Annotated in this window: 19 protein-coding genes and 2 CRISPR repeat arrays; of the genes, 5 read left to right on the top strand and 14 right to left on the bottom strand. The window is 70.2% G+C overall.

The genetic code is table 11. From position 1 onward, the window contains the following. The first annotated feature begins 516 nt into the window (after positions 1-516). Complete coding sequence (locus tag ACFXJL_RS06895) at positions 517-2,352, top strand: TerD family protein (RefSeq protein ID WP_384689890.1); 1,836 nt, start codon at positions 517-519, stop codon at positions 2,350-2,352. A 46-nt stretch (positions 2,353-2,398) separates the two neighbouring features. Beyond that, a CRISPR array of direct repeats spans positions 2,399-2,731; the repeat unit is 28 nt; unit sequence GGACCACCCCCGCGCCCGCGGGGACCAC. Positions 2,732-2,918: 187 nt separating this feature from the next. Here the strand turns inward: ACFXJL_RS06895 and ACFXJL_RS06890 are convergent. The 4 genes from ACFXJL_RS06890 to cbiE form a co-directional block, all read right to left on the bottom strand. Continuing rightward, positions 2,919-3,164 (bottom strand): hypothetical protein, encoded by a 246-nt coding sequence (locus tag ACFXJL_RS06890; protein WP_384689888.1) that lies wholly within the window; start codon positions 3,162-3,164, stop codon positions 2,919-2,921. Continuing rightward, on the bottom strand, positions 3,161-3,406 hold the full coding sequence (locus tag ACFXJL_RS06885) for a hypothetical protein (RefSeq protein ID WP_329021448.1): 246 nt from the start codon (positions 3,404-3,406) through the stop codon (positions 3,161-3,163). The genes ACFXJL_RS06890 and ACFXJL_RS06885 overlap by 4 nt, the downstream gene beginning before the upstream one ends. Positions 3,407-3,554: 148 nt before the next feature. Further along, complete coding sequence (cobM, locus tag ACFXJL_RS06880) at positions 3,555-4,310, bottom strand: precorrin-4 C(11)-methyltransferase (protein WP_384689885.1); 756 nt, start codon at positions 4,308-4,310, stop codon at positions 3,555-3,557. After that, a complete protein-coding gene (cbiE, locus tag ACFXJL_RS06875) occupies positions 4,307-5,596 on the bottom strand; it encodes a precorrin-6y C5,15-methyltransferase (decarboxylating) subunit CbiE (protein WP_384689882.1) in 1,290 nt (429 codons plus the stop codon). Before cbiE ends, cobM begins: the two co-directional genes overlap by 4 nt. 162 nt (positions 5,597-5,758) lie before the next feature. Here cbiE and tsaD point away from each other — a divergent pair, with 162 nt between their 5' ends. The 3 genes from tsaD to alaS are packed head-to-tail and all read left to right on the top strand — an operon-like array spanning position 5,759 to position 10,060. Then, the gene (tsaD, locus tag ACFXJL_RS06870; protein ID WP_384689879.1) at positions 5,759-6,817 is read left to right on the top strand and encodes a tRNA (adenosine(37)-N6)-threonylcarbamoyltransferase complex transferase subunit TsaD; all 1,059 of its coding nucleotides are present in this window, start codon (positions 5,759-5,761) and stop codon (positions 6,815-6,817) included. Further along, entirely contained in the window at positions 6,814-7,377 is a 564-nt protein-coding gene (locus ACFXJL_RS06865; protein ID WP_384636580.1) for a GNAT family N-acetyltransferase, read from the top strand. Before tsaD ends, ACFXJL_RS06865 begins: the two co-directional genes overlap by 4 nt. 16 nt (positions 7,378-7,393) lie before the next feature. Beyond that, positions 7,394-10,060: an alanine--tRNA ligase gene (gene alaS / locus ACFXJL_RS06860; RefSeq protein ID WP_384689876.1), complete on the top strand. Its 2,667-nt coding sequence runs from the start codon at positions 7,394-7,396 to the stop codon at positions 10,058-10,060. A 287-nt stretch (positions 10,061-10,347) separates the two neighbouring features. Continuing rightward, positions 10,348-10,742: direct repeats of the CRISPR family, unit length 28 nt; unit sequence GTGGTCCCCGCAGGCGCGGGGGTGGTCC. A gap of 33 nt (positions 10,743-10,775) precedes the next feature. On the opposite strand, the gene ACFXJL_RS06855 is transcribed toward alaS, so the two are convergent. The 10 genes from ACFXJL_RS06855 to cas3 form a co-directional block, all read right to left on the bottom strand. Further along, complete coding sequence (locus ACFXJL_RS06855) at positions 10,776-11,021, bottom strand: hypothetical protein (protein WP_358876815.1); 246 nt, start codon at positions 11,019-11,021, stop codon at positions 10,776-10,778. Beyond that, complete coding sequence (locus ACFXJL_RS06850; protein ID WP_358876816.1) at positions 11,018-11,332, bottom strand: hypothetical protein; 315 nt, start codon at positions 11,330-11,332, stop codon at positions 11,018-11,020. Before ACFXJL_RS06850 ends, ACFXJL_RS06855 begins: the two co-directional genes overlap by 4 nt. Positions 11,333-11,428: 96 nt before the next feature. Continuing rightward, positions 11,429-11,707 carry a type I-E CRISPR-associated endoribonuclease Cas2e gene (cas2e, locus tag ACFXJL_RS06845; protein ID WP_358876817.1) on the bottom strand — a complete coding sequence of 93 codons (279 nt, stop codon included), beginning with the start codon at positions 11,705-11,707 and terminating at the stop codon, positions 11,429-11,431. Beyond that, positions 11,704-12,723, bottom strand: a complete 1,020-nt coding sequence (cas1e, locus tag ACFXJL_RS06840) for a type I-E CRISPR-associated endonuclease Cas1e (RefSeq protein WP_384689872.1) — start codon at positions 12,721-12,723, stop codon at positions 11,704-11,706. The genes cas2e and cas1e overlap by 4 nt, the downstream gene beginning before the upstream one ends. Before the next feature lie 3 nt (positions 12,724-12,726). Beyond that, positions 12,727-13,527: a type I-E CRISPR-associated protein Cas6/Cse3/CasE gene (cas6e, locus tag ACFXJL_RS06835; RefSeq protein WP_384689869.1), complete on the bottom strand. Its 801-nt coding sequence runs from the start codon at positions 13,525-13,527 to the stop codon at positions 12,727-12,729. 7 nt (positions 13,528-13,534) lie between these two features. Then, the gene (gene cas5e, locus ACFXJL_RS06830; protein ID WP_384636570.1) at positions 13,535-14,386 is read right to left on the bottom strand and encodes a type I-E CRISPR-associated protein Cas5/CasD; all 852 of its coding nucleotides are present in this window, start codon (positions 14,384-14,386) and stop codon (positions 13,535-13,537) included. Continuing rightward, positions 14,383-15,567, bottom strand: coding sequence for a type I-E CRISPR-associated protein Cas7/Cse4/CasC (gene cas7e / locus ACFXJL_RS06825; protein ID WP_384689866.1), 1,185 nt, complete (start codon positions 15,565-15,567; stop codon positions 14,383-14,385). Before cas7e ends, cas5e begins: the two co-directional genes overlap by 4 nt. Continuing rightward, a complete protein-coding gene (gene casB, locus ACFXJL_RS06820; RefSeq protein ID WP_384636565.1) occupies positions 15,567-16,259 on the bottom strand; it encodes a type I-E CRISPR-associated protein Cse2/CasB in 693 nt (230 codons plus the stop codon). The genes cas7e and casB overlap by 1 nt, the downstream gene beginning before the upstream one ends. Before the next feature lie 426 nt (positions 16,260-16,685). Next, positions 16,686-18,539 (bottom strand): type I-E CRISPR-associated protein Cse1/CasA, encoded by a 1,854-nt coding sequence (gene casA / locus ACFXJL_RS06815; RefSeq protein ID WP_384689863.1) that lies wholly within the window; start codon positions 18,537-18,539, stop codon positions 16,686-16,688. 87 nt (positions 18,540-18,626) lie between these two features. Continuing rightward, the gene (gene cas3 / locus ACFXJL_RS06810) at positions 18,627-21,815 is read right to left on the bottom strand and encodes a CRISPR-associated helicase Cas3' (RefSeq protein WP_384689860.1); all 3,189 of its coding nucleotides are present in this window, start codon (positions 21,813-21,815) and stop codon (positions 18,627-18,629) included. 1,107 nt (positions 21,816-22,922) lie between these two features. Here cas3 and ACFXJL_RS06805 point away from each other — a divergent pair. Further along, positions 22,923-23,474, top strand: a complete 552-nt coding sequence (locus ACFXJL_RS06805; protein ID WP_384689857.1) for a hypothetical protein — start codon at positions 22,923-22,925, stop codon at positions 23,472-23,474. Positions 23,475-23,486: the final 12 nt, after the last annotated feature.

Genomic DNA, 23,486 nt, shown 5'->3' with positions numbered 1-23,486 from the left:
CTGTTCATACGGGGAAGTCTGAACAGACGGCGCCAGACCATCGACGCGACACACAGAATCCACCCCCGCGTGCGGGGACCACCTCTGAGTGAGCCGCGCCAGGCGCCGTTGCTCTGGGCCACCCCCGCGCGCGGGGACCACCAGGGTGAAGATCTAGACGAGGATTGGACCCAGGGACCACCCCCGCGCGTGCGGGGACCACACTTCCTGATCTGCGGCGATACTAGCGATCATGGACGATTTCATTCAGTTGGAATCCGAGCCCTAACCACGCCCGACCCAACCCAACGCCTCGGTCTCGTCCAAGATGCTAGCTGGCGATGGGCGGCAAGACTGCGCGTACCCGCACTCATCGTCCCCGAGGAAAACCCTGCGCCGTCGAGCCGACCGACCGGGCATTCGGACCCTCGGCACGAGGGATCGACTGGTCAAGATCACGGGGATGCTCCGCGAGTGAAAGACTCGGCCCGGGAGGGATGCACCATGGGGTTCGGATTTCGTGTCGGTGTTCCGGGGATGAGTGTGCGGGTTTCCACCCGCGGGGTGCGGGTTTCGGTCGGCTCGCGCACGGCGCAGGTCGGGTTGGTGGGCGAGGGAGGTCGGGCGGCGCCCGGTGCCGGATCGACGCGGGTGGCGCCGCCACCCCGGACAGTCGCACGTCCCACCTCGCCCCTGGGCCGGGGCACCACCACCCGGCGTACTGCGCCACACCGGAGTGTCGCGCCGTCCGCCGAGGAACTCGACCTGGCGCGGCAGCGGGCCGTTCGGTCAGAGCACGACGCACAGCGGGACGCGGCGATCATCGAGTTGCAACAACTCTGGCAGCGCATGACCCATGTGCATCTCCAGACCTTCCCGCCGGCCCGCCCGCCCGTTGTGGCCGGGCCTCCCATGTTGGGGGTCGAGTGGGCCCGCGCCGAGGCCCAGGCGTTCCATCTGCGGGGACTCGGTGTGTTCGCGCGCTCCGAGCGTGCGGTGGCCAAAGATGCCGCCGAGCAGGACGCCCCCGTATATCTGACTGACCAGCAGGCCCGCCTACGGGGCGCGCACGAGCAATTGCTGGCGGACGCCGAGCAGTGGTGGCGGGCTCTGACCGGCAACGACGAGGAAATCGTCTGCGAGGCCGTGAACGCGGCCTTCGCCGACAATCCCGCCGCAGGCTGCGCTGTCGGCGTGGACGGATCGGTGATGTCCGTCGTAATGCGGCAGCAGGACATCGACGCGTTGCCCACACAGGCCCCGGGCGCCACCCCAGCCGGCCGGCCCACGCTGAAGGACCTCGGGAAACGTGAACTGACTGAGCGGTGGCTCACTGTCATGGGATCCCATGTCATCGCCACCCTGAAGGAAGGGTTCGCGACCGCTCCGGGCATCACCGCGATCAATCTGGCCGTGCTGACCCGGATGCCCGAGACTCGGCGGCTCGGCGTGGTCGCATACGGGCGCTGGACCCGCCGAGCCATCGAAAGCACCGCCTGGCAAGGTCCGGACGACGCGCTTCGGTTCCTGGAGATAGGTGAGGACGTGCTCTGCTCGGTCAAGAAGACCGCGGCGGGAAACACTTCCAGCACGGTCAAGCCCCTCAACACCCGTCGGATGCCGGGCCTTCAGGACCTGCTGGACCATGCCAGGGACGAACCCGACTCAGCAGGTTCGACCTTGGCCAACTTGAACATCGGGCTGCACGACGGTGGCCCCGACGTCGATACGGAGTTCCCTTCCGACCCGTACTGGATCATGCCCTTCGCTCAGTGGCGAGAGACGATCGTCGCCTCACCGACGGCAACCACCATGGTCATGGAGCGTGAGCCCGTGGTGTCTCTCGTTCCCGGACAGACCCTGACGCTCCCCGAAGAGGCGTGGCGAGGGCTGCTGGTCGCCTTCTCCTTCGCCGGAGCCGACGCCGATCTGACACTTTTCCTGACCGACGGCGACGGACAGGTCGCCGGCGACGAGGACTTCGTCTTCTACAACCAGCCATCCGCCGCCGCCGGGGCGGTCCGTCTTCTGGGCCGACACACAGAAGGCCCCGATATTGTCGAAAGCGCGAGCATTCAGCTGGCGGCCCTGCCCGCACAGGTTCGGCGCGTTGCGGTGGCGGTCAACATGAACGTCGAATCGGGCCTCGCCTGCGGGGCTCTCACCCATGCCTCCCTGCGCATGGAGTGCGGCAGCGGTGCTGCCTGGGCGTTCCATCCGCCGAGTGACCCAGGTATACGCGCCATGGTCGTCGCCGAGTTGTACCGGCACACCCTGGACGGATCCCCTGTGTGGAAGTTGCGCGCCATCGGCCAGGGCTGGGCCGACGGTCTCGACGCCCTGGCCCGCGCCCATGGCGTCGACGTGCAATGACCCCGTCCGGCAGACACCGTACGCGGTATCACCGGGGCCGTTCGTGGCGGAACCCCCGCACGTACGGGGACCACCTGTAAGCATTTGTTTACAGTGAGCCTCGCCGTGGACCACCCCCGCGCCCGCGGGGACCACCCCCAAGTCGTCTCCGGCGCGCTTCTTCTCCTCGGACCACCCCCGCGCGCGCGGGGACCACGTCAGGATGGAAAGCCTGGCCCGGTACTGGTCGGGACCACCCCCGCGCCCGCGGGGACCACGCGAGCGTCACCCGGTGCCGGGTCGGCTCGTACGGACCACCCCCGCGCCCGCGGGGACCACCAGTATCCCAGGGGTCCGCCAGGTGCGGGCCCCGGACCACCCCCGCGCCCGCGGGGACCACACTTCCTGACCTGCGGCGATACTGGCGATCATGGACGAATTCACTCAGTTGGAACCGGCCCGAGCCGCAGCCTCAACCTAGCAACCCTGCACAACATCTACGCCTATCCCGACGGCCTCTGACCATGATTCAGCTCAGCGTGAAGGTGCAGGGCCCGCACCCCCACCTCCGACCGACCCAACACCCCTCACGGTGGAGGTATCAGACGGACCGCCGTCACCTTGAGGACCGACTGAGCCACGTAGTACACGACGATCACCCCGGCCACGATCGCCTGGCGGCGGTCCTTCTCCCCGCCCACCGGGTGGGATCGGTGTCCGTACGGATCTCTGCCGAGCGTCCGGAACATCTCCGTCCGGAACTGGTGGGCCGACTGCATGTGCTTCAGCGCCGTGTCCGCCACGGGCGCATACGCGATCTCGTACCGGCTCATGGGTTTTCCTGGTCGCGTGCTCGAAGCTCGGCGAAGGTCTCGTCGTCCTCCGGTTCGGAGGCGATCCGCACGATCCACTCTCGCAGGACTTGTTCGATCGTGTGTACGTTCGCGGAGAAGACCTCGTCGAGGAACTGTTTCCGGGCATCGTCCGGGAGAACGTCTCGAATCCCCGCCACCGTGGCGGGCACGCTGACCTTCTCACCACCGCGGATGGTCCACAGCCTGTCGCCTTCAGCCATCATCGGAAACCTTCCCGTTCAGGAACAACGCCCCCTGCCAAGCCTGTTCTCGGCGGCAGGGGCGACGACTTCCCCGATCGTGGTCGGGTTACGCCCGGTCATGCGCTGCCGGTGTCCCAATGTAGTGAGTCCACGGGCTGACCACCCCTCAGCAGGCGTGTTCTCCCCGCTCCCGTTCCGGCGAGTACAGATGGCTGTCCCTGAACTGTTCCGCGCCGAGGGTGCGGCCGACCATGATGACCGCCGTGCGGAGGATGCCCGACTCCTTCACCTGGGCCGCGATCGTCTCCAGCGTGCCGCGCAGGATCACTTCCTCCGGGCGGGACGCGTACGCCACCACCGCGGCCGGGCAGTCGGCGCCGTAGTGCGGGAGGAGTTCGTCGACCACGCGGTCCACGTAGCGCATCGCCAGGTGGAGCACGATCAGTGCGCCGCTGCGGCCCAGGGTCGCCAGGTCCTCGCCTTCCGGCATGGGGGTGGCGCGTTGGGAGACGCGGGTGAGGATGACCGTCTGGCCGACGGTGGGGACGGTCAGTTCCCGCTTGAGTGCCGCTGCCGCCGCCGCGAAGGCCGGTACGCCCGGGACGACCTCGTACGGGATGCCCACGGCGTCCAGGCGGCGCATTTGTTCGGCGACCGCGCTGAAGACGGACGGGTCGCCCGAGTGGAGGCGGGCCACGTCGTGGCCCTCTTCGTGGGCGCGGACGACTTCGGCGACGATCTGGTCGAGGTCGAGTTGGGCGGTGTCCACGAGTCGGGCGTCCGGTGGGCACTCGTCGAGGAGTTCGCGGGGCACCAGGCTGCCCGCGTACAGACAGACGCCGCAGGCGGCGAGGGTACGGGCGCCGCGCACGGTGATCAGATCGGCGGCCCCGGGGCCCGCGCCGATGAAGTACACGGTCATCTGTGGTCTCCCATGACGGATGAGGGTTTGGTGACGGTCCATTGCGTGACCGGCATGGCTTGCCGCCAGCCGGTGAAGCCGCCGACGGGTACGGCGTGGGCGACCGCGAGCCGGACGAGTTCGCCGCCGTGGCGCCGGTAGCGGTCGGCGAGCAGCGCCTCTGATTCAAGGGTCACCGTGTTGGCGACCAGCCGCCCACCCTCCGGTAGCGCGTCCCAGCAGGCGTCGAGCAGGCCGGGCGCGGTCAGTCCGCCGCCGATGAAGACGGCGTCGGGTACGGGCAGATCCGCGAGCGCCGCCGGGGCTCGGCCGGTGACCACGCGCAGGGCGGGCACCCCGAGCCGGTCGGCGTTGCGGCCGATGCGTTCGGCCCGTGCGGGGTCGCGTTCGACGGTGATGGCCCGGCAGGACGGGTGCGTACGCATCCACTCGATGGCGATCGATCCGGACCCGCCGCCGATGTCCCACAGCAGTTCACCGGGTGCGGGGGCGAGCGCGCCGAGCGTGGCCGCGCGGACGTGGCGCTTGGTCAGCTGGCCGTCGTGTTCGTAGGCGTCGTCGGGCAGGCCCGGTACGGCTCCGATGTGCGGGGTGTCCCGTGCGCGGACGCATTCGACGGCGACGACGTTGAGGGCGTCCGCGCGTGGGTGGGTCCAGGTGTCGGCGGTCGCGGTGGTCGATGACTCGGTCGGGCCGCCGAGTTGGGCGAGGACCCGCATCGGGCTCGGGCCGTAGCCGCGTTCGCGCAGCAGGTGTGCGACCTCGTCGGGGGTGTGAGACCCGGCGCTCAGCACCAGCAGTCGGCGGCCGTGGTGCAGGGCGGCTGCCAGTCGGGCGGTGGGGCGCCCTACGACGGTGATGACCTCGGTGTCCTCCAGTGGCCAGCCGAGCCGGGCGCACGCGTACGACACGGATGAGGGGTGCGGCAGGATCCGCAGCCCGGCCGGGTCTCCGTCCGGTGCGGGGGTACCCAACTCCTCGGTGAGGGCGCGCCCGATTCCGTAGAACATGGGATCGCCGCTCGCCAGGACTGCGATGACGCGCCCCCGATGGGCGGCGAGGAGTCCGGCGACGGCCGGGCGCAGCGGTGAGGGCCAGGCGACCCGTTCGCCGGCGCAGTCCGGTGGCAGCAATTCCAGTTGGCGTGGGCCGCCGATCAGCACCTGAGCTTCGAGGAGTGCGGTGCGCGATGCCGCGGGCAGTCCGTCCCAGCCGTCGGCACCGATGCCGACCACGGTGAGCGCGGGCGGGCGCGCGGAGGAGGGGGCTGGGTCTGCTGATGTCACGGCGTGTCCCGGTGCTGGGGTACGGGGGCGGGGTCAGGCCGAGGGGGCTGACATGCCGGAACTCTACTGTCCGTGCCCTTCGCGACCTCCATGAGGTGAGTCTCCCCGTACCCTTATTGCAAAGGGTGTGCAACTACTGGTCACGGGCAGAAGGAGTCATCGATGTCGCCTCCGGTGGTGCTCGGGATCGAGTCCTCGTGCGACGAGACGGGAGCCGGTCTGGTGCGCGACGGCAAGCTCCTGGGCCATGTCGTGGCGTCGAGCATGGACGAACACGCACGGTTCGGCGGAGTGGTCCCCGAGATCGCGGCCCGTGCACACGTCCACTCCTTCGCCCCGGTGGTACGCCAGGCCCTGTCCGAAGCCGGGCTGCGGATGGCGGACATCGACGCCGTCGCCGTGACCACGGGGCCCGGTCTGTCCGGAGCGTTGCAGGTGGGGGTCGCGGGGGCGAAGGGGCTGGCCTACGCGCTGGACGTACCGCTGTACGGGGTGCACCACCTCGCCGGCCATGTCGCCGCGGACACCCTGGACCACGGGCCGCTCCCCAACCCCTGCATGGTGCTGGTCGTCTCCGGCGGCCACACCTCGCTCCTGCTCGTACGAGATCTGGCCCGCGACTCGATCGTGCACCTCGGGGACACCCTCGACGACGCGGCGGGCGAGTGCTTCGACAAGGTCGCGCGGGTCTTCGGGCTGCCGTACCCGGGCGGTCCGGCCATCGACCGGGCGGCGCGCGGGGGCGATCCGCGGGCGGTGGCGTTCCCGCGTCCGCTCACCGGCCCCGCGGACGCCCCGTACGCCTTCTCGTTCTCCGGGCTGAAGACGGCCGCCGCCCGCTGGGCCGAGAAGCACGGCGACAGTCCCCTGCCGGTCGGCGACGGGGCCGCGGCGCTCCAGGAGGCGGTGGCGGACGTACTGACCCGCAAGGCCGTCGCCGCCTGCCGGGACCATGACGTCCCCACGCTCGTCGTGGTCGGCGGGGTGGCGGCGAACTCCCGTGTCCGGGCGCTGGCCGAGGAGCGCTGTCGGGCGGCCGGAATCACCCTGCGCGTACCGCGCATGGGCTTGTGCACCGACAACGGTGCGATGATCGCGGCCGTCGGGGACCTGTTGGTCCGGGCCGGCGTCGAGCCGGCGCCGCTGGACGTGTCCATCGACCCTTCGGCGCCCCTGGAGTACGCATCGCTCCAACCCCCCGCCCGGGCGGCGGTCGTATGACGCCCACGGTGTTACCAGGCCGGCCGGTGGAATTGCAGACCTGGCTGCCCGCCATCCGCGAGGTGTATCGCGACGCCTTCAGCGAGCCGCCCTGGTACGCCGACGACGACGAGGCCGACGCCTACCGGTCCCGACTGCTCGCCGACGCGACCCGCCCCGGTTTCCGCCATGCGCTGGCCTTCGACAGCGACGGATCGACGGTGGGGTTCGCCACCGCCTGGACCACACCGGAAGCCTTCCCCACGGACCGCTGCTATCCGCAGGTGCACGCCGCGCTGGGACCGGTCCGCACCGGTGAGTGGCTGTGCGGTGCGATCGAGGTCGATGAACTCGCCGTGGCCCGGCGTGCGCGTGGCCGCGGCGTGGCGCGAGCCCTGCTGGATACGGTGACGGCGGACGCGCCGGACGGCAGGAGTTGGCTGCTGACGTCCGTACGCGCCACCGACGCCCTGCGTTTCTATCGGCGCGCAGGATGGCGGCAAGTCACCCATCCCGCGCCCGATGGCCGGAGCGTGGCGGTCTTCCTCGGCCCGCGCCACCCGGCCAACACCCCCCACTGACACCTCTGGAGCAACCGTGCGTACCGCTGAAGTCCGGACCCGCTTCCTCGACTACTTCGCCGAGCGCGGCCACACCGTCGTCCCCAGCGCGCCCCTGCCCACACCCGACCCGACGCTGCTGTTCGTCAATGCGGGAATGGTGCCCTTCAAGCCCTATCTGACCGGTACGGCGGAACCGCCCTGGCCACGGGCGACCAGTGTGCAGAAGTGCATCCGCACCCTCGACATCGAGGAAGTCGGCAAGACCACCAGGCACGGTTCGTTCTTCCAGATGAACGGCAACTTCTCCTTCGGCGACTACTTCAAGGAACAGGCCATCGCCTACGCCTGGGAGCTGTCGACGAAACCCCTCACCGACGGCGGCTACGGACTGGACCCCGACCGCATCTGGGTCACCGTGCACCACTCGGACGGCGATGCGCGCGGGCTGTGGCGGCAGATCGCCGGGCTGCCCGACGAGCGGATCGTGGCCCGCGGCGACGAGGACAACTTCTGGTCCATGGGCGTTCCCGGCCCCTGTGGTCCCTGCTCGGAGCTGTACTACGACCGCGGCCCCGCACTCGGCCGCGAAGGCGGTCCGGAGGTCGACGAGGACCGGTACATGGAGTTCTGGAACCTCGTCTTTATGCAGTACGAACGCGGTGAGGGCCCCGGCAAGTCCGGCTATCCCATCCTTGGCGAACTGCCACGCCGCAACATCGACACGGGCATGGGCCTGGAACGGATGGCGACCCTCCTCCAGGGCGTCGACAACCTCTACGAGATCGACGAGACCCTCCCGATCCTGAACCGCGCGGCGGAACTCTCGGGCGTACGGTACGGGGCCGACGAACAGGCCGATGTACGGCTGCGCGTGGTCGCCGACCATGTGCGCACCGCCCTGATGCTCCTCACCGACGGCACCACCCCGGGCAACGAGGGCCGGGGCTATGTCCTGCGCCGCATCCTGCGGCGGGCGGTGCGTTCGATGCGGCAGCTGGGCTTCGAGGACCGGGCGCTGCCGGAACTGCTGCCGGCGGCCCGGGACTGCATGGCGGCGAGCTACCCCGAGGTCGCGGAGGCGTACGAGCGCAGCGCGGACCAGGCGGACGCCGAAGAGGACGCGTTCCGGGCCACCCTGCGACAGGGCACGACCGTGCTGGACACGGCGGTGGCGGCGGTGAAGGACAGCGGCGGGCGCTCACTGCCCGGCGCACAGGCGTTCCTGCTGCACGACACCTACGGGTTCCCCATCGACCTCACCCTGGAGATGGCCGCCGAGCAGGGCATCGAAGTGGACCGCGAAGGGTTCACGGCGTTGATGGCGGCCCAGCGCGAACGGGCCCGTGCCGACGCCCGCGCCCGCAAGGGCGCCGCCCCGCTGGACACCGCGGCCCTCCGCGCCGTCCTGGACGAACACGGCCCCACCGACTGGCAGGCGTGGTCCACGCTGACCACGGACTCCCGGGTGTTGGCGGTACTGGGGCCGGACGGTCCGGTGAAGGCGGCCAGGGCGGGCGCGGTGGTGACCGTGCTTCTTGACCGCACCCCCTTCTACGCCGAGTCGGGCGGGCAGGAGAGCGACGCCGGCCGGCTGACGGGGGCCTCGGTCGAAGCGGACGTCCTGGACGTCCAACGTCCGCTGCCCGGCCTGGTCGCCCACCAGGTCCGGGTCACCGCGGGCGATCTGGCCCCGGGCGACACCCTGCGGGCGGCCGTCGACACCGATTGGCGACTGGGCGCCCGCCAAGCCCACTCGGGCACGCATGTGCTCCACGCGGCACTGCGCGAGGTCCTCGGCCCGACCGCGCTCCAGTCCGGCTCGTACAACCGCCCCGGCTATCTCCGTCTCGACTTCCCCTGGCGCGGCGGGCTCTCACCCCTCGTACGCGGCGACATCGAGGAGGCAGCCAACCGAGCGCTCAGGCGCGACCTGCCGGTGGGCGTGGAGTGGATGACCCTGCCGGAGGCCAAACGACGGGGCGCGCTGGCGCTGTTCGACGAGACGTACGGGGAGAAAGTGCGGGTCGTCGAGATCGGCGGCGAATGGTCGCGGGAACTGTGCGGCGGCACGCACGTGGAGCGGTCCTCGCAGATCGGGGTGGTGTCGCTGACGGCGGAGTCCTCGGTGGGGGCGGGGATGCGCCGACTGGAGGCAGTGGTGGGCCTGGAGGGCTTCGACTATCTGGCCCGCGAACGCGACCTGGTCACCCGCATCACCGAACAGGTCCCGGGCCCGCGCGCCGAACTCCCGGACCGGATCGAAGCCATCCTGTCCCGCCTCAAGACAGCCGACCGCGAAAACGCCCGCCTCAAGCGGGAAGCGGCCCTGGCCCGCGCCACCGACCTGGCCGCATCCGCGGAAACCCTCTCCGGCACCCTGCTCGCCACCACCTTCATCGACGGCACGGCCTCGGACGCCCGCGACCTCTCCCAGGCCATCCGCGACGCCCTGCCGCGCACCGAACCGTCCGTGGCAGCGGTGGCGGCCCGCACGGAGGGCAAGGGCATCCTGGCGGTGTCCCTCAACACCCGCGCCCGCGAACTGGGCCTCTCGGCGGGCACTCTGGTGAAGGCGGCACTACGGGGCCGGGGCGGCGGCTCGGCGGAATCCGCTCAGGGAGGCGGGGTACGGGCAGACGAACTGGACGCGGTGCTGGCGGTATTGCGCACGGCGGTGACGGAAGCCGGCGCGACGGGATAGCGCCCCCGGGGGCCAGGGCCTGCGCACCTCGCCCGGGCTGGGATCGGTGACTTCCGCTGAACTCGGTCCGGGCCCGGACCAGTTCTAGAGCATGAGTCTCGCCCTGGTCCTGAGCCTGGTCCGCTGACGGTGTACGGTGCGGCCAGCCGGAGGGAAAGCGGCGGGAGGCGGGGTCGACGGTGTCTGTTCGCCGAGCGGCCAGGGGGGACGAAATGGGCGCGCTGGTTACTGAGTTCCAACTAAATGAAATCGCCCATGATCGCTAGAATCACCGCAGGTCAGAAAGTGTGGTCCCCGCAGGCGCGGGGGTGGTCCAGCGGGTCACCTCCCTCGGTCGGGTAGACCCGCGTGGTCCCCGCAGGCGCGGGGGTGGTCCGTTACTTCCTCGCTACTCTCTCTCTATGCCCATGTGGTCCCCGCAGGCGCGGGGGTGGTCCGCGCAGCCAACCCGCTCTGCGATGCGGCGAGTTCGTGGTCCCCGCAGGCGCGGGGGTGGTCCGGGACTGACCGAGTGGGCCTATCCCCTCGCTGAGTGGTCCCCGCAGGCGCGGGGGTGGTCCGAGGACCCCGAGTTGGGGTCTCTCCTTGTGTTCGTGGTCCCCGCACTCGCGGGGTTGTTCCGTCCCAACCCTCGTGGGCGAGGGTGATCTGCTCGTCGTCCCCGCACTCGCGGGGCTCCCCTCTACACCCAGCCCCGGGGCCCGTTCGGCATGGGTCAGTCTGTGTGGACGATGGAGACGACCGTGACCGTGAGGACGGTGACACTGACCCAGTAGTCCGTCACCGTCCCCGCCAGTACCGCTCTGCGTTTGTCCAGCAGGTCGTCCACCGGTTTGCCGTGGATGTACGGGGTGCCGGCGAGGTGGCTGATCTCCTGGCCGAAGCGGGTGCGGCGGTCGCAGCTCATCTTCTTCAGGGCGTCGAACGCCACATCCGTGTACGCGACGCGGAGGGTGCTCACTCCGTACCCACCTCCCCCGGGCCGAAGAAGTCGATGACCTCTTCCGCAGAGATGAGCCCGGAGTGGTCGCCCCGCTCCAGGCGTTTGAAGACGGCTTCCTTCGCGGCGAGCAGGTCCGGGCGGGTCTTCTGAGCCCATTCAGCCATCAGGACGAACAGGTCCTCCGCTGCCGCGTCGCCGAGTTCGGCGTCGAACGTGATGCGCAGATCGGGCGGCAGTGCCGCCCGTACGCCGTTGATGGTCGCGGGCAGTTCGACCTGACTTCCGTCCAGGAAGGTGTTGAAGGTCCGACCCGACTTGATCTCGGCCATCTGTTCCTCGTTTCCCTACGTCCCAGTGAAACTACCCCTCTCGCGCGCCCTGTTACCGCGCCCCGTCCGTCGGTGCGGAAGGGTGGGCACGACGTCTCAACGGCGGTTGCGGGCGGAGAGGATCAGCCCGTCGAAGTCCACCGGGCGCCAGCGGTCGCGGCCCGCCGTGCGGATCGCCCAGCCCTGTTCGTTGGTGGCCGGTTCCACCAGGACCGCCTGGCCCTCGCCGATCCTCGATGCCAGCAGTTCCCAGAGGCGGTCGCGCACGCGCCGGCTGGGGTTGCCGACGAAGACACCGGCGTTGACCTCGACCATCCAGCGTGTGAGGTGGCCGCGCAGTCCCTCGGGGGCGGCGATCAGGACGATGACCGTCACTCCGATCGCCTCCTGCCCGTCTCGTCGTCGAGTTCCGGACCGATGACCGCGATGTGTTCGTCTCCCAGGACCGCATCCGCGAAGTCCGCGGCCGTGGAGGCGTAGTTGACTCCCGCGGACACCGTGCCCAGGCGTTCGTCCCAGAGTTCGCTGGTCTCCGGGGTGTCGAAGTCGGTGCCGGGCGGATTCAGCAGCCCTTTCACATCGGTCACGATGCGGCTCAGGAGCTTGGTTTCGGCGATCTGGTCGCGCAGTCCGACGCGGGCGTCGCGTTCGTCCGTGAGTCCCTTCGCCATCAGGTCGAAGGCCAACGGCACGGTGTACTCCGCCTTGTAGAGGTCGGCGATGTCGAGTACGAAGGAGATCGCCGAGCCCGTGTGGACGAAGCCCAGCCCGGGGCTGGCGCCCAGGCCGGTGATCACCGCGTGGCAGATGCCGTAGAGCGCTGCGTTGGACGCTGACAGCAGTCGGTTGAGGTCATCGCCCGCGGCGAAGGCTTCGTCCGCCTTGTAGACGCGGCCGTCCCAACGCACTCCCGTGCGCCGGGAGTGTTCCTGGTAGAGCTTGCGGAAGCGGGCGCCCTCTCGGCCGCGGAGTTGTTGCATCGTCGCGGTGGAGACGTCCTCGCCGGGGAAGCGCATGCCGTACATCGCGCGTGCCACACCGAGGCGTTCCTTGGGCCGGGTGACCAGCCATGCCTGGCGGTGGAGCAGGCCGGCGCCCCGGCTCGGGCCGAGGCCGGCCGCGTACATCCGTACGCCCTGTTCGCCCACCCAACACACTGCCGTTCCCGAGTCGGCGAGCAGTCCCATCGCCCCGTGGGTGACGCGCGTGCCGGGACCGAGCAGCATGACGGCGACCATCGCGGCCGGGATGCGCACTGTCTCGCGTTTGTTGATCACGACGACGGCGTTCTCGTCGCGGTCCAGATGGCTGCGCTCCACGTACACGCTCGACACGCGGTCGACGAGCCGGTGTAGGTCCTGTGGGTGCGCCTTCCACCAGATGTCCCCCATGGCTCAGCTCCCGAGGCTTCCGGGGAGCGGGGCGAGGGTGAGCAGGCCGCAGCCGTACGCCTTCGAGGGGCCGATGCCGCCGAGGAGTCTGGCCGTGAAGACATCGGGGTCGGCGACGCGTAGGCGGCCCTCGAAGGTCGCCGTGTGGAAGGTGACCCGCGGGCCGCGGCCGTTCTTGACGAAGGAGTGGCGGTTGCGGTCGGTGATGCGTACCTCTCGGGCGGTCGGGGACGCCTCGGGACGGGGGTCGGGCTCGGCTGCCGGTGGTGGGAGGAAGCCGGCCGCCGGTGGGTCGGTACGGGCCTCGGGGACGGTGAAGCCCCAGCGCTCGGTGCGCTTCAGGAACCAGTCGAGTTGGGCAGCGGCCGTGCGGTGGGCCAGTCGGAAGCCGCGCACCCGCTGGTCTTCGGTCGACGCGTCCAGGCGGGAGCGTTGGGTCGCGGTGGGCTTCACAGGGGCCGCGGAGTTCTGTACGGGGTTGGCCGTCAGGCGGAACGCGAACTCGCGCCCGGTCGCGATCTGGTCGAGCAGCGGAGCGTAGTCGCGTACGGCGGCGTGTTCGCCGTCGGCGTCCGGCCATCCCGCCTGTTCGACGATGTGGGTCCAGTCGGGCTTGGAGCGGGTGAGGACGAAGAGGTGCGGTCGGTGCGGGTCGTCGGCGTCGAGCCGCCACAGCAGTCGTTCCGCATCTGCGGCGCCGGGGACTCCCCCCATCACCGCGCCGTGCAGGGCGCGCGGGTTCGAGAGCAGTCGGCGGCTCTCCGCCCGGAGGGGGTTGATCCTGATACGGGACAGATAGGTCATGGTGGGGTCACCAGCCCAGCAGGGCGAACGGGTCGTGGCCGGCGCTTGTGGCGCCGTCGTCCGTGGCGCCCTCGGGGTCGAGGTCGTCGGTGTGCGGGAAGCCGGTGGGAATGCTGAGCCAGCCGTGCCGTACGCGACGGCTGGTGAAGCGGCGGGCGTGAGGGTCGAACGAGACGGGTGCGTCGTGCAGTACGTCATCGCCGTCCGGGTCTTCGACGGTGACCGAGCGGTCGACGCGCGCCGGGTAGAGGGGGTTGCCGTGCCCCCGGTCGCGGCCCCACTGCTTGGCGTACTGCTCGCGGGCGCGCCGGGACGCCTGCCAGGGCTCGTTGCGAAGGGCATCCTCCAGTTCGCCTTCGCGCAGCCCCAGGGAGATGGGCTGGGTGGGCGGGCAGGAGCGACGGCCGAGTGCGAGCGGGAAGGCGGGGGCTCGCACCGCGCCGTCCAGGCCGGTCAGCAGTTCGCGCGGGCCGGCCACGGCGGCGAGGAAGACGGCGTCCTGAAGGTAGTAGCGGGTGGTGACATGGGTGTTCTTCGCCGGTGCCGTCGGCTTCTGGACGCCCTTGGCGGTGACCCCGGCCTGCGGCAACGGGCGGCCCCGGTAGTCGCTGACCGTGTGGTAGTCGCGCAGCAGGGTGCCCGGCTGGTCGACGCGGACGCCGAGACGCAGCGGCAGCAGCTCGTCCAGGGGGTCTTCGCGGGCGTATCCCGCGGCGGCGGCGAGCAGTCCGATCACCCCGGACTTGGTGGGCTCGGCGCCCGTCTCCCGACGGTTGAACGCGCTGCGTGAGCCCCATGCCTGAAGTGGCCCGGCCAATCTGAGGAGCAGGACCGCCGGGCCGTCGTGGGGACCGGTCATCGTGCGGCCCGCTGGGGGACTTCGGCGAGGTGGGCCCGGACACGGGACAGGAGTTCGGGGAAGGCGACGGCTTCGCCGAAGGCGCTCTCCAGCAGCTTCGCCGTGTCGTCGGACTCGTCGAAGGTGTGGCAGAGGGCGGTGAGCGCGGGCGTGTCGCCCCAGGCCCTGACGGCTCTGGCGTGTTCCTGGGCGAGGCTGCGGGCGGAGGCGGCCGCGATGCCGGAGGTGACGGCGATGGGCTCCTCGAAGGCGGAGACCAGGTTGACCGGCTGGTCGGTGCGCACGACGACGGCGACCAGGCTGGGCAGCGTGCGGTGGGCGAAGGAGTTGCCGTAGCCGGTGGGCATGGAGCGGGCGAAAGAGGTGAGGAACTCCTCGACGGCGCTGACCGTCGCCTCGTCGTCGGAGAGGTTCTCGCGCAGTTGGTGGAGCCCCACCGACGCATAGCGGTAGAGGGTCGCGGAGTTGTAGCCGATGGTGCCGATCATGCCGGCGCCGGTCTCCTCCCCCTTCTTCTGCTCGTCGTCGACGGCGGTGAAGTAGTCGAACTCCAGCTCCACCGCATGGGTCGACAGGGCGTGCGCCACCTGGGTCGCGGCGTCGACGTTGAGGGCGGGGATGTCGGCGACCATCCGACCGAAGAGTGCGACGTCCACGGGGTGCCCGGAGCTGAACTTCTCCTGCACCGGGAGCTTCTTGATCTCCTCGGCCAACGCGGTGTCGTCCAGGGCGACGAGTTCCGCGGCCCGGTCGCGTACGAGAGAGGCCACGGCTGCGAGTTGGCGCCGGCCGTAGAAGAAGAGGTAGGCGGTGTCGCCCTCCTTCTTGCCCGCGCTGATCTTCAACGGTGCGAGCAGGGCGTTCGCGAGGCGGGCGGCGGACTCGTCGTCGCACGCTTTGCCGTCGGCGATCTGCTCGGCCAGTGCGGCGGCCACCCTGCGGGTACGGGTCGCCAGGTCCTGCCGGGGCAGTCGCTCGGTGAAGTGCGTACGGGTGGCGCGCTTCCATGCCTGGGAGGAGACCCGGGAGCGGCGGACGCCGCCGAAGTACGCCTCCTTCGGGTTGCCCTGGTCATCACGGTTGAGGTTGGCCGGCGGGACGGTCTGAAGGATGTGGACGTCGATGTAGGTACGGGACGCGGGGAGCGCCATGGGGTCCTCCGGGGTGTTCTCGGGTCGCATCACGGGGTCGAAGGCGCGGACGTGGGCCGCTCCGCGGGGCCGGTTCCGTCCTTGCCGGCCGCTTCGGACTCGCGGGAGCGGCTCCGCTCACCGGGCTGGTCCTGCGAGGAGGGCCCCCAGGCGTGATAGGCGAGCCCCCATTCGCGGCGCACCCGCTGCCGGTGTTCGGGGTGGCTCCAGCGCCAGACGTCCGACATCAACTGGTCGTAGTCGATGGGTTGTTGTACGGAGCGGAGCTGGGTGATCAGCCCGCGCAGTCGATAGAGCAGGGCCGGTACGGCGGTGGTGTGAACGGCGGCGGCGACACGGCGGTCGACGGCCTCTTCGCTGAACCGGCCGCTGCGATGGAGGGCGCGCAGGGCGGCACCTATGGTGATGCCGCGCCGGTGCATGGGGACGCTCTGGCTCTGCTGGTGCAGACCGTAGAGGGCGAGCGCCGCGTGCTCCGCCTCCAGTTCGCGGGTGACCCGGCCGTCGACGGGAGAGGTGTAGTAGCGCCAGAGGGCGGGGACGGTCGCGGCCGGGCGTCCCAAGCCTGAGCGGAGGGCGGCGAGATCCTCACCGGCGGCCCGGAGTTCGGACCCGGTGAAGGCGTCCCTGCGCCAGTGGCCGTCTCCGGTCACGTGCTGGTTCCAGTAGCGGCGGGCAACCCGGGCGGCTGTATCGGTATCGGCGCGGGCATTGGTGGGCACTGCGGTCGGTCCCCCTTCGATCGTTCTGGCGTACGGGCAGGCACTGTCATTCGGCTGCCGGGATGTCCGGCATCAGGTGGTTCCGGTGCGGGTCACTCCGGGAGTGGTCCCGCTCTGACCCCGTTCGGTCAGCGGTCGTCCGTGCAGTGGTCGTTCGGTCAGCGGTCGTTCGAGCAGTGGTCGGTCAGGCGGTGGTCACTCGGGGAGTGGCCGCTCTGGGAGATGGGGCGCGGGTCGGTGTTCGGTGGGGTGCTCGACGTGGTCAGGGTCGAACACCGGGCGGGCGGATGGCCGGGAGGGCGGGTGACCGGGCGGGTGACCGGGTGGGATCGGGTGACCGGGCGTCGACGGTCCGGGCCCATCAGATCGCGCGGCGGTACGGGCTCCGATCGAAGCTCCGGTCACGCCGCCCGGTCCGGGATCGGGTCATTCGGCCCTGTGGTGTGGTGGGCGGCGGTGCGCTGCGCGACGGGGAAGGATCTTGTTCACCCGGATGCGGAAGGCCCGTTCGGCAGTGCTGAGGCGGTGCACGATCTCCTTGCCCTCCTTGCCGCTCTTTCGCCCCGCGAAGACCCCGGGCGATGCGGTGGAGAAGATCTGTTCGGCAACGGTCCAGGTGAGCTGCCCGGCCTTCCGCTCCCACGCCAACCGGCCCGGCTCGAACCGCCCGGATTCATCGCCTTCCTCCGCGTCGCCTTCGTACCGTTCCTCCTCGTACTGCTCCCCCTCGTACCGTTCCTCTTCGTGCTCGTCGCCGCCGGGCCCGTCCCCATCCGTGGATGCGTCGGCCTTCCGCAGGCCGACCAGCAGTCGGCGGACCACCGGGTCGAGCGCGTGCAGCAGGGTGTCACCTGGGCGTTGGCCCTTGTCCCACGGGATCGGCTCGCTGCCGGCCGCACGCCGTAGATCAGCCGAGAGGTGATTGACCGCTGTCGCCAGTTCCTCCGCCTGGGCCACGACCTGGAGCAGGACCTCACAGACCTCGCCCTCCGGATCCAGCGCGGCCAGGGGCAGCGGGAGTTCATCGAAGAAGACGTCTTCGATGACGGCGGACTGATTGCCGTAGACGATCCCGGACAGCTCGACCTGGAGGGGGTACGCGTTCGACATCCGGTCCGCGGCCTCGGTGAGGTTGCCGAGGAGGACACTGGTACGGAACCCGGCGGTCTTGGTGGTCGCCTCCCGATCGTCGGTGACACTGCCGAGGGCCAGCAGTGCCCCGAGACCACGCCAGGCGGCCTGCCCGGGGCGGTGCTGGCGGGGCCTTTCGGGCGCGGGGGACTTGGTGGCCTTCGGCGAGGCGGTCGCCTTCTTGGGGCGGGTCGGGATGCGCGGGGTGGTCCAGGTGGTGTGCGGCTCGATGTCGGGGGTCACGGTCAGCCGGTCGCCAGCGGCGACGATCACCCTGGTGACCCTGATCCCGGCAGGGGTCTCCTCCGGGACCAGCCTGATCCGACGCGACTGCCACGTCCACAGGTCCAGCAGCCCGCGGGCGGGACGGGTGTGCCACACGGCCGTGCCGCAGGAGTCTTCCGTCCTGCCGTCCCGGGACCGCCTGCGCCACTGCGGCCGGTCGGTGGAGAGGAGCGCCTGCCCGAACGGAATGTTCAGCAGCAGCGTCTCGTAGACCGTCCGGCCCCGGGGCAGTACGACACCGAGCTGCCCCAGTGGTCCCGTCGGATTGCCCGTCGTCTTTCCGGCCTTCATCAGCGGATCGCCGACCGCGCCGGTCTTGATGGCCGCGGTGTCCCAGCAGTGGGTGTGCAGCAGCCAGCGGGCGGCCTGCGCCGGAGTCAACTCCAGCGGATCGCCCTCCGTGCGCGAGGAGAACAGCGGCACGTTGTTGCCGGTGGCCGCCGTCGCCACCAACAGCGCCGACCCCTTGGTCTCGTCCTTGCCGGTCCTGAGGTCGGCGACCTGGCCGAAGGGGTGCTCGGCGTCGAAGAGGTCGAAGAGGTGCCGGTGTTCGTCCAGGTAGTCGTTGAGTTGCGCGCGCTGCGCCGGGGTGAAGGCCGCCGCCTCGAACAGGGCGGTCCACTCGCCCGCCTTCGTCGGCCTGCCCAACGCGTCGACGACGATGGGCAGAAGCACCTGGCGGTAGAGCGCGGGCTTCTGCGTGGGCAGGTCGACGACGAGGTCCTGGAACCGATCGGCCTCCAGCAGGAGCCGACGTACTCCGATGTCCTCGACCGCCCCGGAGCCACCGCACACGGCTCCATCACCATGGCGCACGGGCAGCCATGGCTCATCCAGCAGATTGAACAACTTGGTTCCCCCCAAGCACTGCCTCTCCCTGTGAGGCGGCAGTAACTCTACTCAGCCCCAAGGGATTTGACAGGAAGTTTGAATATTGTCGTAAAGACCCGATCATCGTGCGGGCGGAGCCGCTATAAGGCGTTCCTCGACCAAGCCCAGTGCGTGGTCGTAGCGGAGTATTCGATCGGCGAGCGCGGCCGAACGGTGTTCGGCGTCGAGGACGAGGGCCGGGCTGTAGCGCAGGCGGGGATGGCCGAGCCAGCCGGGCAGCGGGGGCAGGCGAACGGCTTCGTCCGTGTAGCGGGGCGGGAGGCGGACCGTACCGCCGAGGACGTCGTCGAGCAGTTCGTCGGACACATCGCCGTTCACGGTCAGGGCCCGTCCGGAAAGGGTGCGATAGGTGTCACCGTCCCGGACGACGAGGATCACCTCCGTACTGGGCTCACCATCGCGGACCACGGCATCGAGGTCGGTGTCCCGGCCACCACCGGGTACCGAGGCGTAGTGCAGTCCTGCGAGGGTTTCACCCTCGCGGTCACCGGCCCGGGTGAGGAGGTAGGCCGCCGCCTTCTCGGCCCGTTCGCGCTGCTCGGTCTCCCAATCCGCCCGGAACTTCCGTGCTGCGGTCCGCCACGGGGGCGGAATCAGACCGTCCTCCGGCTCGGTCGGGACACCCGTGCCGCCATGGGTCTCGGTGCCCTTCGGGTCTGCCTCGGTCCCGGTGCCCTGTTCGGGTCGCTCTTCGGTGACTTGGGCGGCTCGGGCGGCTCGGGCGGTTCGAGCGGACGTCGACGGAAGGTCGTAGCAGTCGGCGACGAGCCCGGGCACCTGGGAGGGGATGCGCCAGGGAACGGCACGGCCGACGGCATCGAAGACCTGGGCGGCGGTCCGGAGCAGCAGATGGCGTCTGTAGATGAACTCGGAGCCGCCGTGGAACCGCGGCAAAGACTCCGCGCTGCCCGGATCGTGCTCGAACCCGGTGATCACCACACGGGGATCACGGAGGGGTTTGGGTCGGCAGGTGCCGTTGTGTCGGTGGAGGCGGCCGATGCGCTGAAGGAGGAGGTCCATGGGGGCGAGGTCGCTGATGAGAAGGTCGGCGTCCACATCGAAGGACTGCTCGGCGAGCTGGGTCGCCACGACGATCAACCGCCGGGGCCGCGAGGTCTCGGCACCGGGCGCACCGAGCAACCGCAGACAGGTCGCAGTGCGATCCGCGCGGGCACCGACCGCGAGTCGAGCGTGCAGCAACTGCACATCGTCACCGAAGTGCTCGCGCAAGGCGCTGTAGAGGGTCTGGGCCCGCTCGACGGTGTTACGGATGACGAGCGCGCAGCCTCCGGCTCCGACCTCGCGCCCGAGGAGTTCGACGAGGGAGGCATTGGCGTCCGCCAGGGCGGCCTGGCGGTCCTCGACGGAGGTCCGCGGGGTGGGGATGCGCTCGGGCAGCAGCTCGACGGCGACCTTCAGGTCCTCGCGCCAACCCGTCCCACTGTCCACGTCATAGCGCGGCCCCGAGCCGTCCGGGGCCGTCCAGACCGCGGTCACGGAGGGGTAGCCGGACGGTTCGGACAGGGCGTCGGCGGTGAACTCCTCGCGGGTGGAGGCGCCGGCGAGATAGGCGTCGACGAGCTCACGGCGCTGCGCGGGCGGGAGAGTCGCCGACAGCAGGACGACCGGGGTACCGGCCTGTCCGAGCCAACGCAGCCCCTCCCTCAGGAACTGGGACATATAGACATCGGCGGCATGGACCTCGTCCAGTACGACGACCTTGCCGGCCAGGCCGGCCATGCGCAGCATCACGTGCTTGGTGCGGGTCGCGGCGAACAACAACTGGTCGATGGTCCCCACCACGAAGGGGCAGAGCAGTCCGCGTTTGGCACCGAGGAACCACTCGGCGGGTCCGCGGGGCCGAGGACATCCCTCGGCCGGCGAAGTGAGGCCGTACTGATCCTCGTCGTAGCAGTCGCCGTACTCGTCGATGCGGAAGCGGGCGTCCGGGTCACCCGATGCGCCCTCCAGCAGCTCGCGCCACTCCTTGTTGAACATCCGCTTGCCGTGCAGCAGCGCGACCCGGTCGGCGAGATCGTCGTCAATGGCCCTGGTCCAGGCGCGTACGTTGCTGAACATCGGGTCGCTGGTGGCCTGGGTGGGCATCCCGACGAAGACACCGTCGGCGCCGAACCTGGCGGCGAGGATCTCGGCGGCCATCAGTGCGGCCTTCGTCTTACCCTCGCCCATGGGGGCCTCGACGACGAGCAGCCCAGGGGCCTCCATGCGGCGTGCCGCATCCATGACGAGCGTCTGCGACGGGCGGGCGCCATGGCCGAACCGGTCAATGAACACCTCGGGTCCCGGTACGGCCAGTTGCCCCCAGCCGCCGGACAGGCGCAACGACTTCCAGGCGAGGGCCGCCCGCTCCCGCGCGTGGTCGAAGGTCACGCGCTCGAAGTCGTCCACGCCCTGGAAGTGCTGCTCATCGCTGGCGATCCAGTCCGCCATGACGATCAGTCCGCTGAGGTGGAGCTGATCGGCACGCGACGGCACGTTGTCGGGTTGCACCGCGGCGAGATCCTGGAACCCCAACTGCGCGGTGAAGTGCCGGAGTAGCGCCGACTGCACCGCGGGCCAGGGCGCGCGGCCCACGAGGTCACGGGACTTCGGCTTGGTGGCATACAGCCCGGGGAACGCGCCGTGATGCCCTGCGACGAGGGGCCACACCCACTCGATGTGCTCGTCCTGCCAACCGCCGACGGGCAACAGCCGCCACAACAGATGCGCCCCGGCCCGGTCGTGCCGCCAGCGAACGCTATCGACGACATGCCTGTTCCACCGGAGCCCGGCAGCACGAACGACCTCTGCCCCCTTGGGCCACAACCGCTGGAAGGCGGGTGTGGCCTTCCCGATGTCATGCACCCCACAGAGCCAACTGAAGAACGCCCGACCGCTACCCGCCACGCCCACGGTCGCGGTGTGATCGAGCATCCGCTGAGTGGCGGGGGCGAGATAGGTGTCCCAGAGCTGCTCGGCAACGGCAGCGGTGTCGAGGAGGTGCGACAGCAGAGGATTGGCCGTCCCCCCGGCCTTCTCCTCGGACTTGCCCCACAGGAGGAGGTAGCGGTCGTCCCGGCCCTGGCGATCGTGGCCCGCGGATCTCCCCGCACCCGGGGCAGCGGCGGAAGGTGCGGTACGTAATCCGCTGCGCTCTGCGCGCCCCTGCGCGCCTCGGCCACGACCACCGGGCGGGACGGGCTCAACGGGATCGCTGAACTCCTCGCCCTTGAAGTTCGATCCGGACATGTCGCCTCCCCCGCCCTCGATAGATTGACTCCGGAGCCTAGAGCGCAACACTGACAGCGGACGGGAGTTGACCGTTCTTGTCCAGTTAGACGCCAAGTGCGATCGATAGGGGCGGATAGACCCCGTCGGGAACTGACGGGGGTGGAGGGGGAAGGGACGATGTGCAGGGTTCGGGAAGCCGGATTCCAACTGAAGGAAACGGCCCATGATCGCTAACATCGCAGCAGCTCAGGAAGTGTGGTCCCCGCGGACGCGGGGGGTGGTCGTGGTGCCTCATCAAGCAGGCAGGAGCACCACGGTGGTCCCCGCGGACGCGGGGGGTGGTCCTCCAGAAAGTCGAGCCGAGATAGGTCTTATTCGGTGGTCCCCGCGGACGCGGGGGTGGTCCGAGTAAGGCGGCCATCTGATGAGTGCTCAGGACGTGGTCCCCGCGGACGCGGGGGTGGTCCTGACCAGGGAGCTGACCGTGGGCGAGGTGATCAGTGGTCCCCGCGGACGCGGGGGTGGTCCGGGACGGTGGACCTGGACCGCCGGCGCCTGGTCGTGGTCCCCGCGGACGCGGGGGTGGTCCTCGATCACGATCAAGGCCCCGACCGGCGACGCGGTGGTCCCCGCGGACGCGGGGATGGTCCTCCGGCTTCTCCCTGCCGCAGTGTCCTGCGGTAGTGGTCCCCGCGGACGCGGGGGTGGTCCCATCGGCGCGATGACCCACACCATGTGCCAAGGGTGGTCCCCGCGATGCGGGGTTGATTCCGACCTCGGGGAGATGAGCGGCGTCGGCGCACTGTGGTCCCCGCGATCGCGGGGCTTGTGTCAGGTGGGCTGGCGGCGAGCTTCATCAGCGGGTCGAAATGCCCTCACAGGCAGGCAAGTTCGCCGCGCCCCGCTCTCGTACCGGGCCGGTAACAAATCCCCACAGGCCCGCATCCCCGTCCCGTAGCACCGATATGTTCACCATCCCCCCATATTCTGAACACACCACCCGTACGAGGGGATCGGCGGATGAGCCAGCAGTACCCGGGGCCCGAGCAGACACAGCCGGGCGGGCCTCAAGCGCCGTATCCGTATCCGTACCCGTATCAGCCGCCGCCTCCCGTCAGGAAGCGCATGTCCCTGTGGGCGATCGTGGGTATCAGCGGGGGCAGCCTGTTCGCGTTCTTGATGCTTCTTGCGATCATCGGCTCCACGGCCGACGACGACAAGGGGACCGTGGCCAGTGAGGCCAAGGTGGTTGAGGCGACGGTGACCATCACAGCCGCGGGGCCGACGGCGACCGTGACCGTCACCGCGAAGCCGGCCGAGCCGAAGAAGGCCGTGGCGCCCAAGCCCGCGCCGTCCTCCGCTCCGCCCAAGGCGACCCCGTCCAAGCCGGCTCCGCCGAAGCCGGCCGAGGCGCCGAAGAAGAAGGCGGCGCCCAAGGCCAAGCAGTACGGCGACGGCGACTACATCGTCGGTGAGGACATCCCCGCCGGCACCTACACCAGCAAGGGCGCGGCACCCGGACTGTTCGAGCTGTGCACGATCACGACCGAGCCCACATCGGACGCCAGGTTCCCGCAGCTCAAGACCGCGAACGCCAAGGAGCGGGTCATCATCATCCTGACCAAGGCGGATGGGGTCGTCACCGTTCAGGGCTGCGAACCGCTGACGCGACGCTGAGCCCGTAGCCGG

The organism is Streptomyces sp. NPDC059256 (assembly GCF_042753785.1).
Lineage (GTDB): Bacteria > Actinomycetota > Actinomycetes > Streptomycetales > Streptomycetaceae > Streptomyces.
The sequence above is the reverse complement of the archived record's forward strand: the minus strand, read 5'-3'. Positions and strand labels throughout refer to the sequence as shown.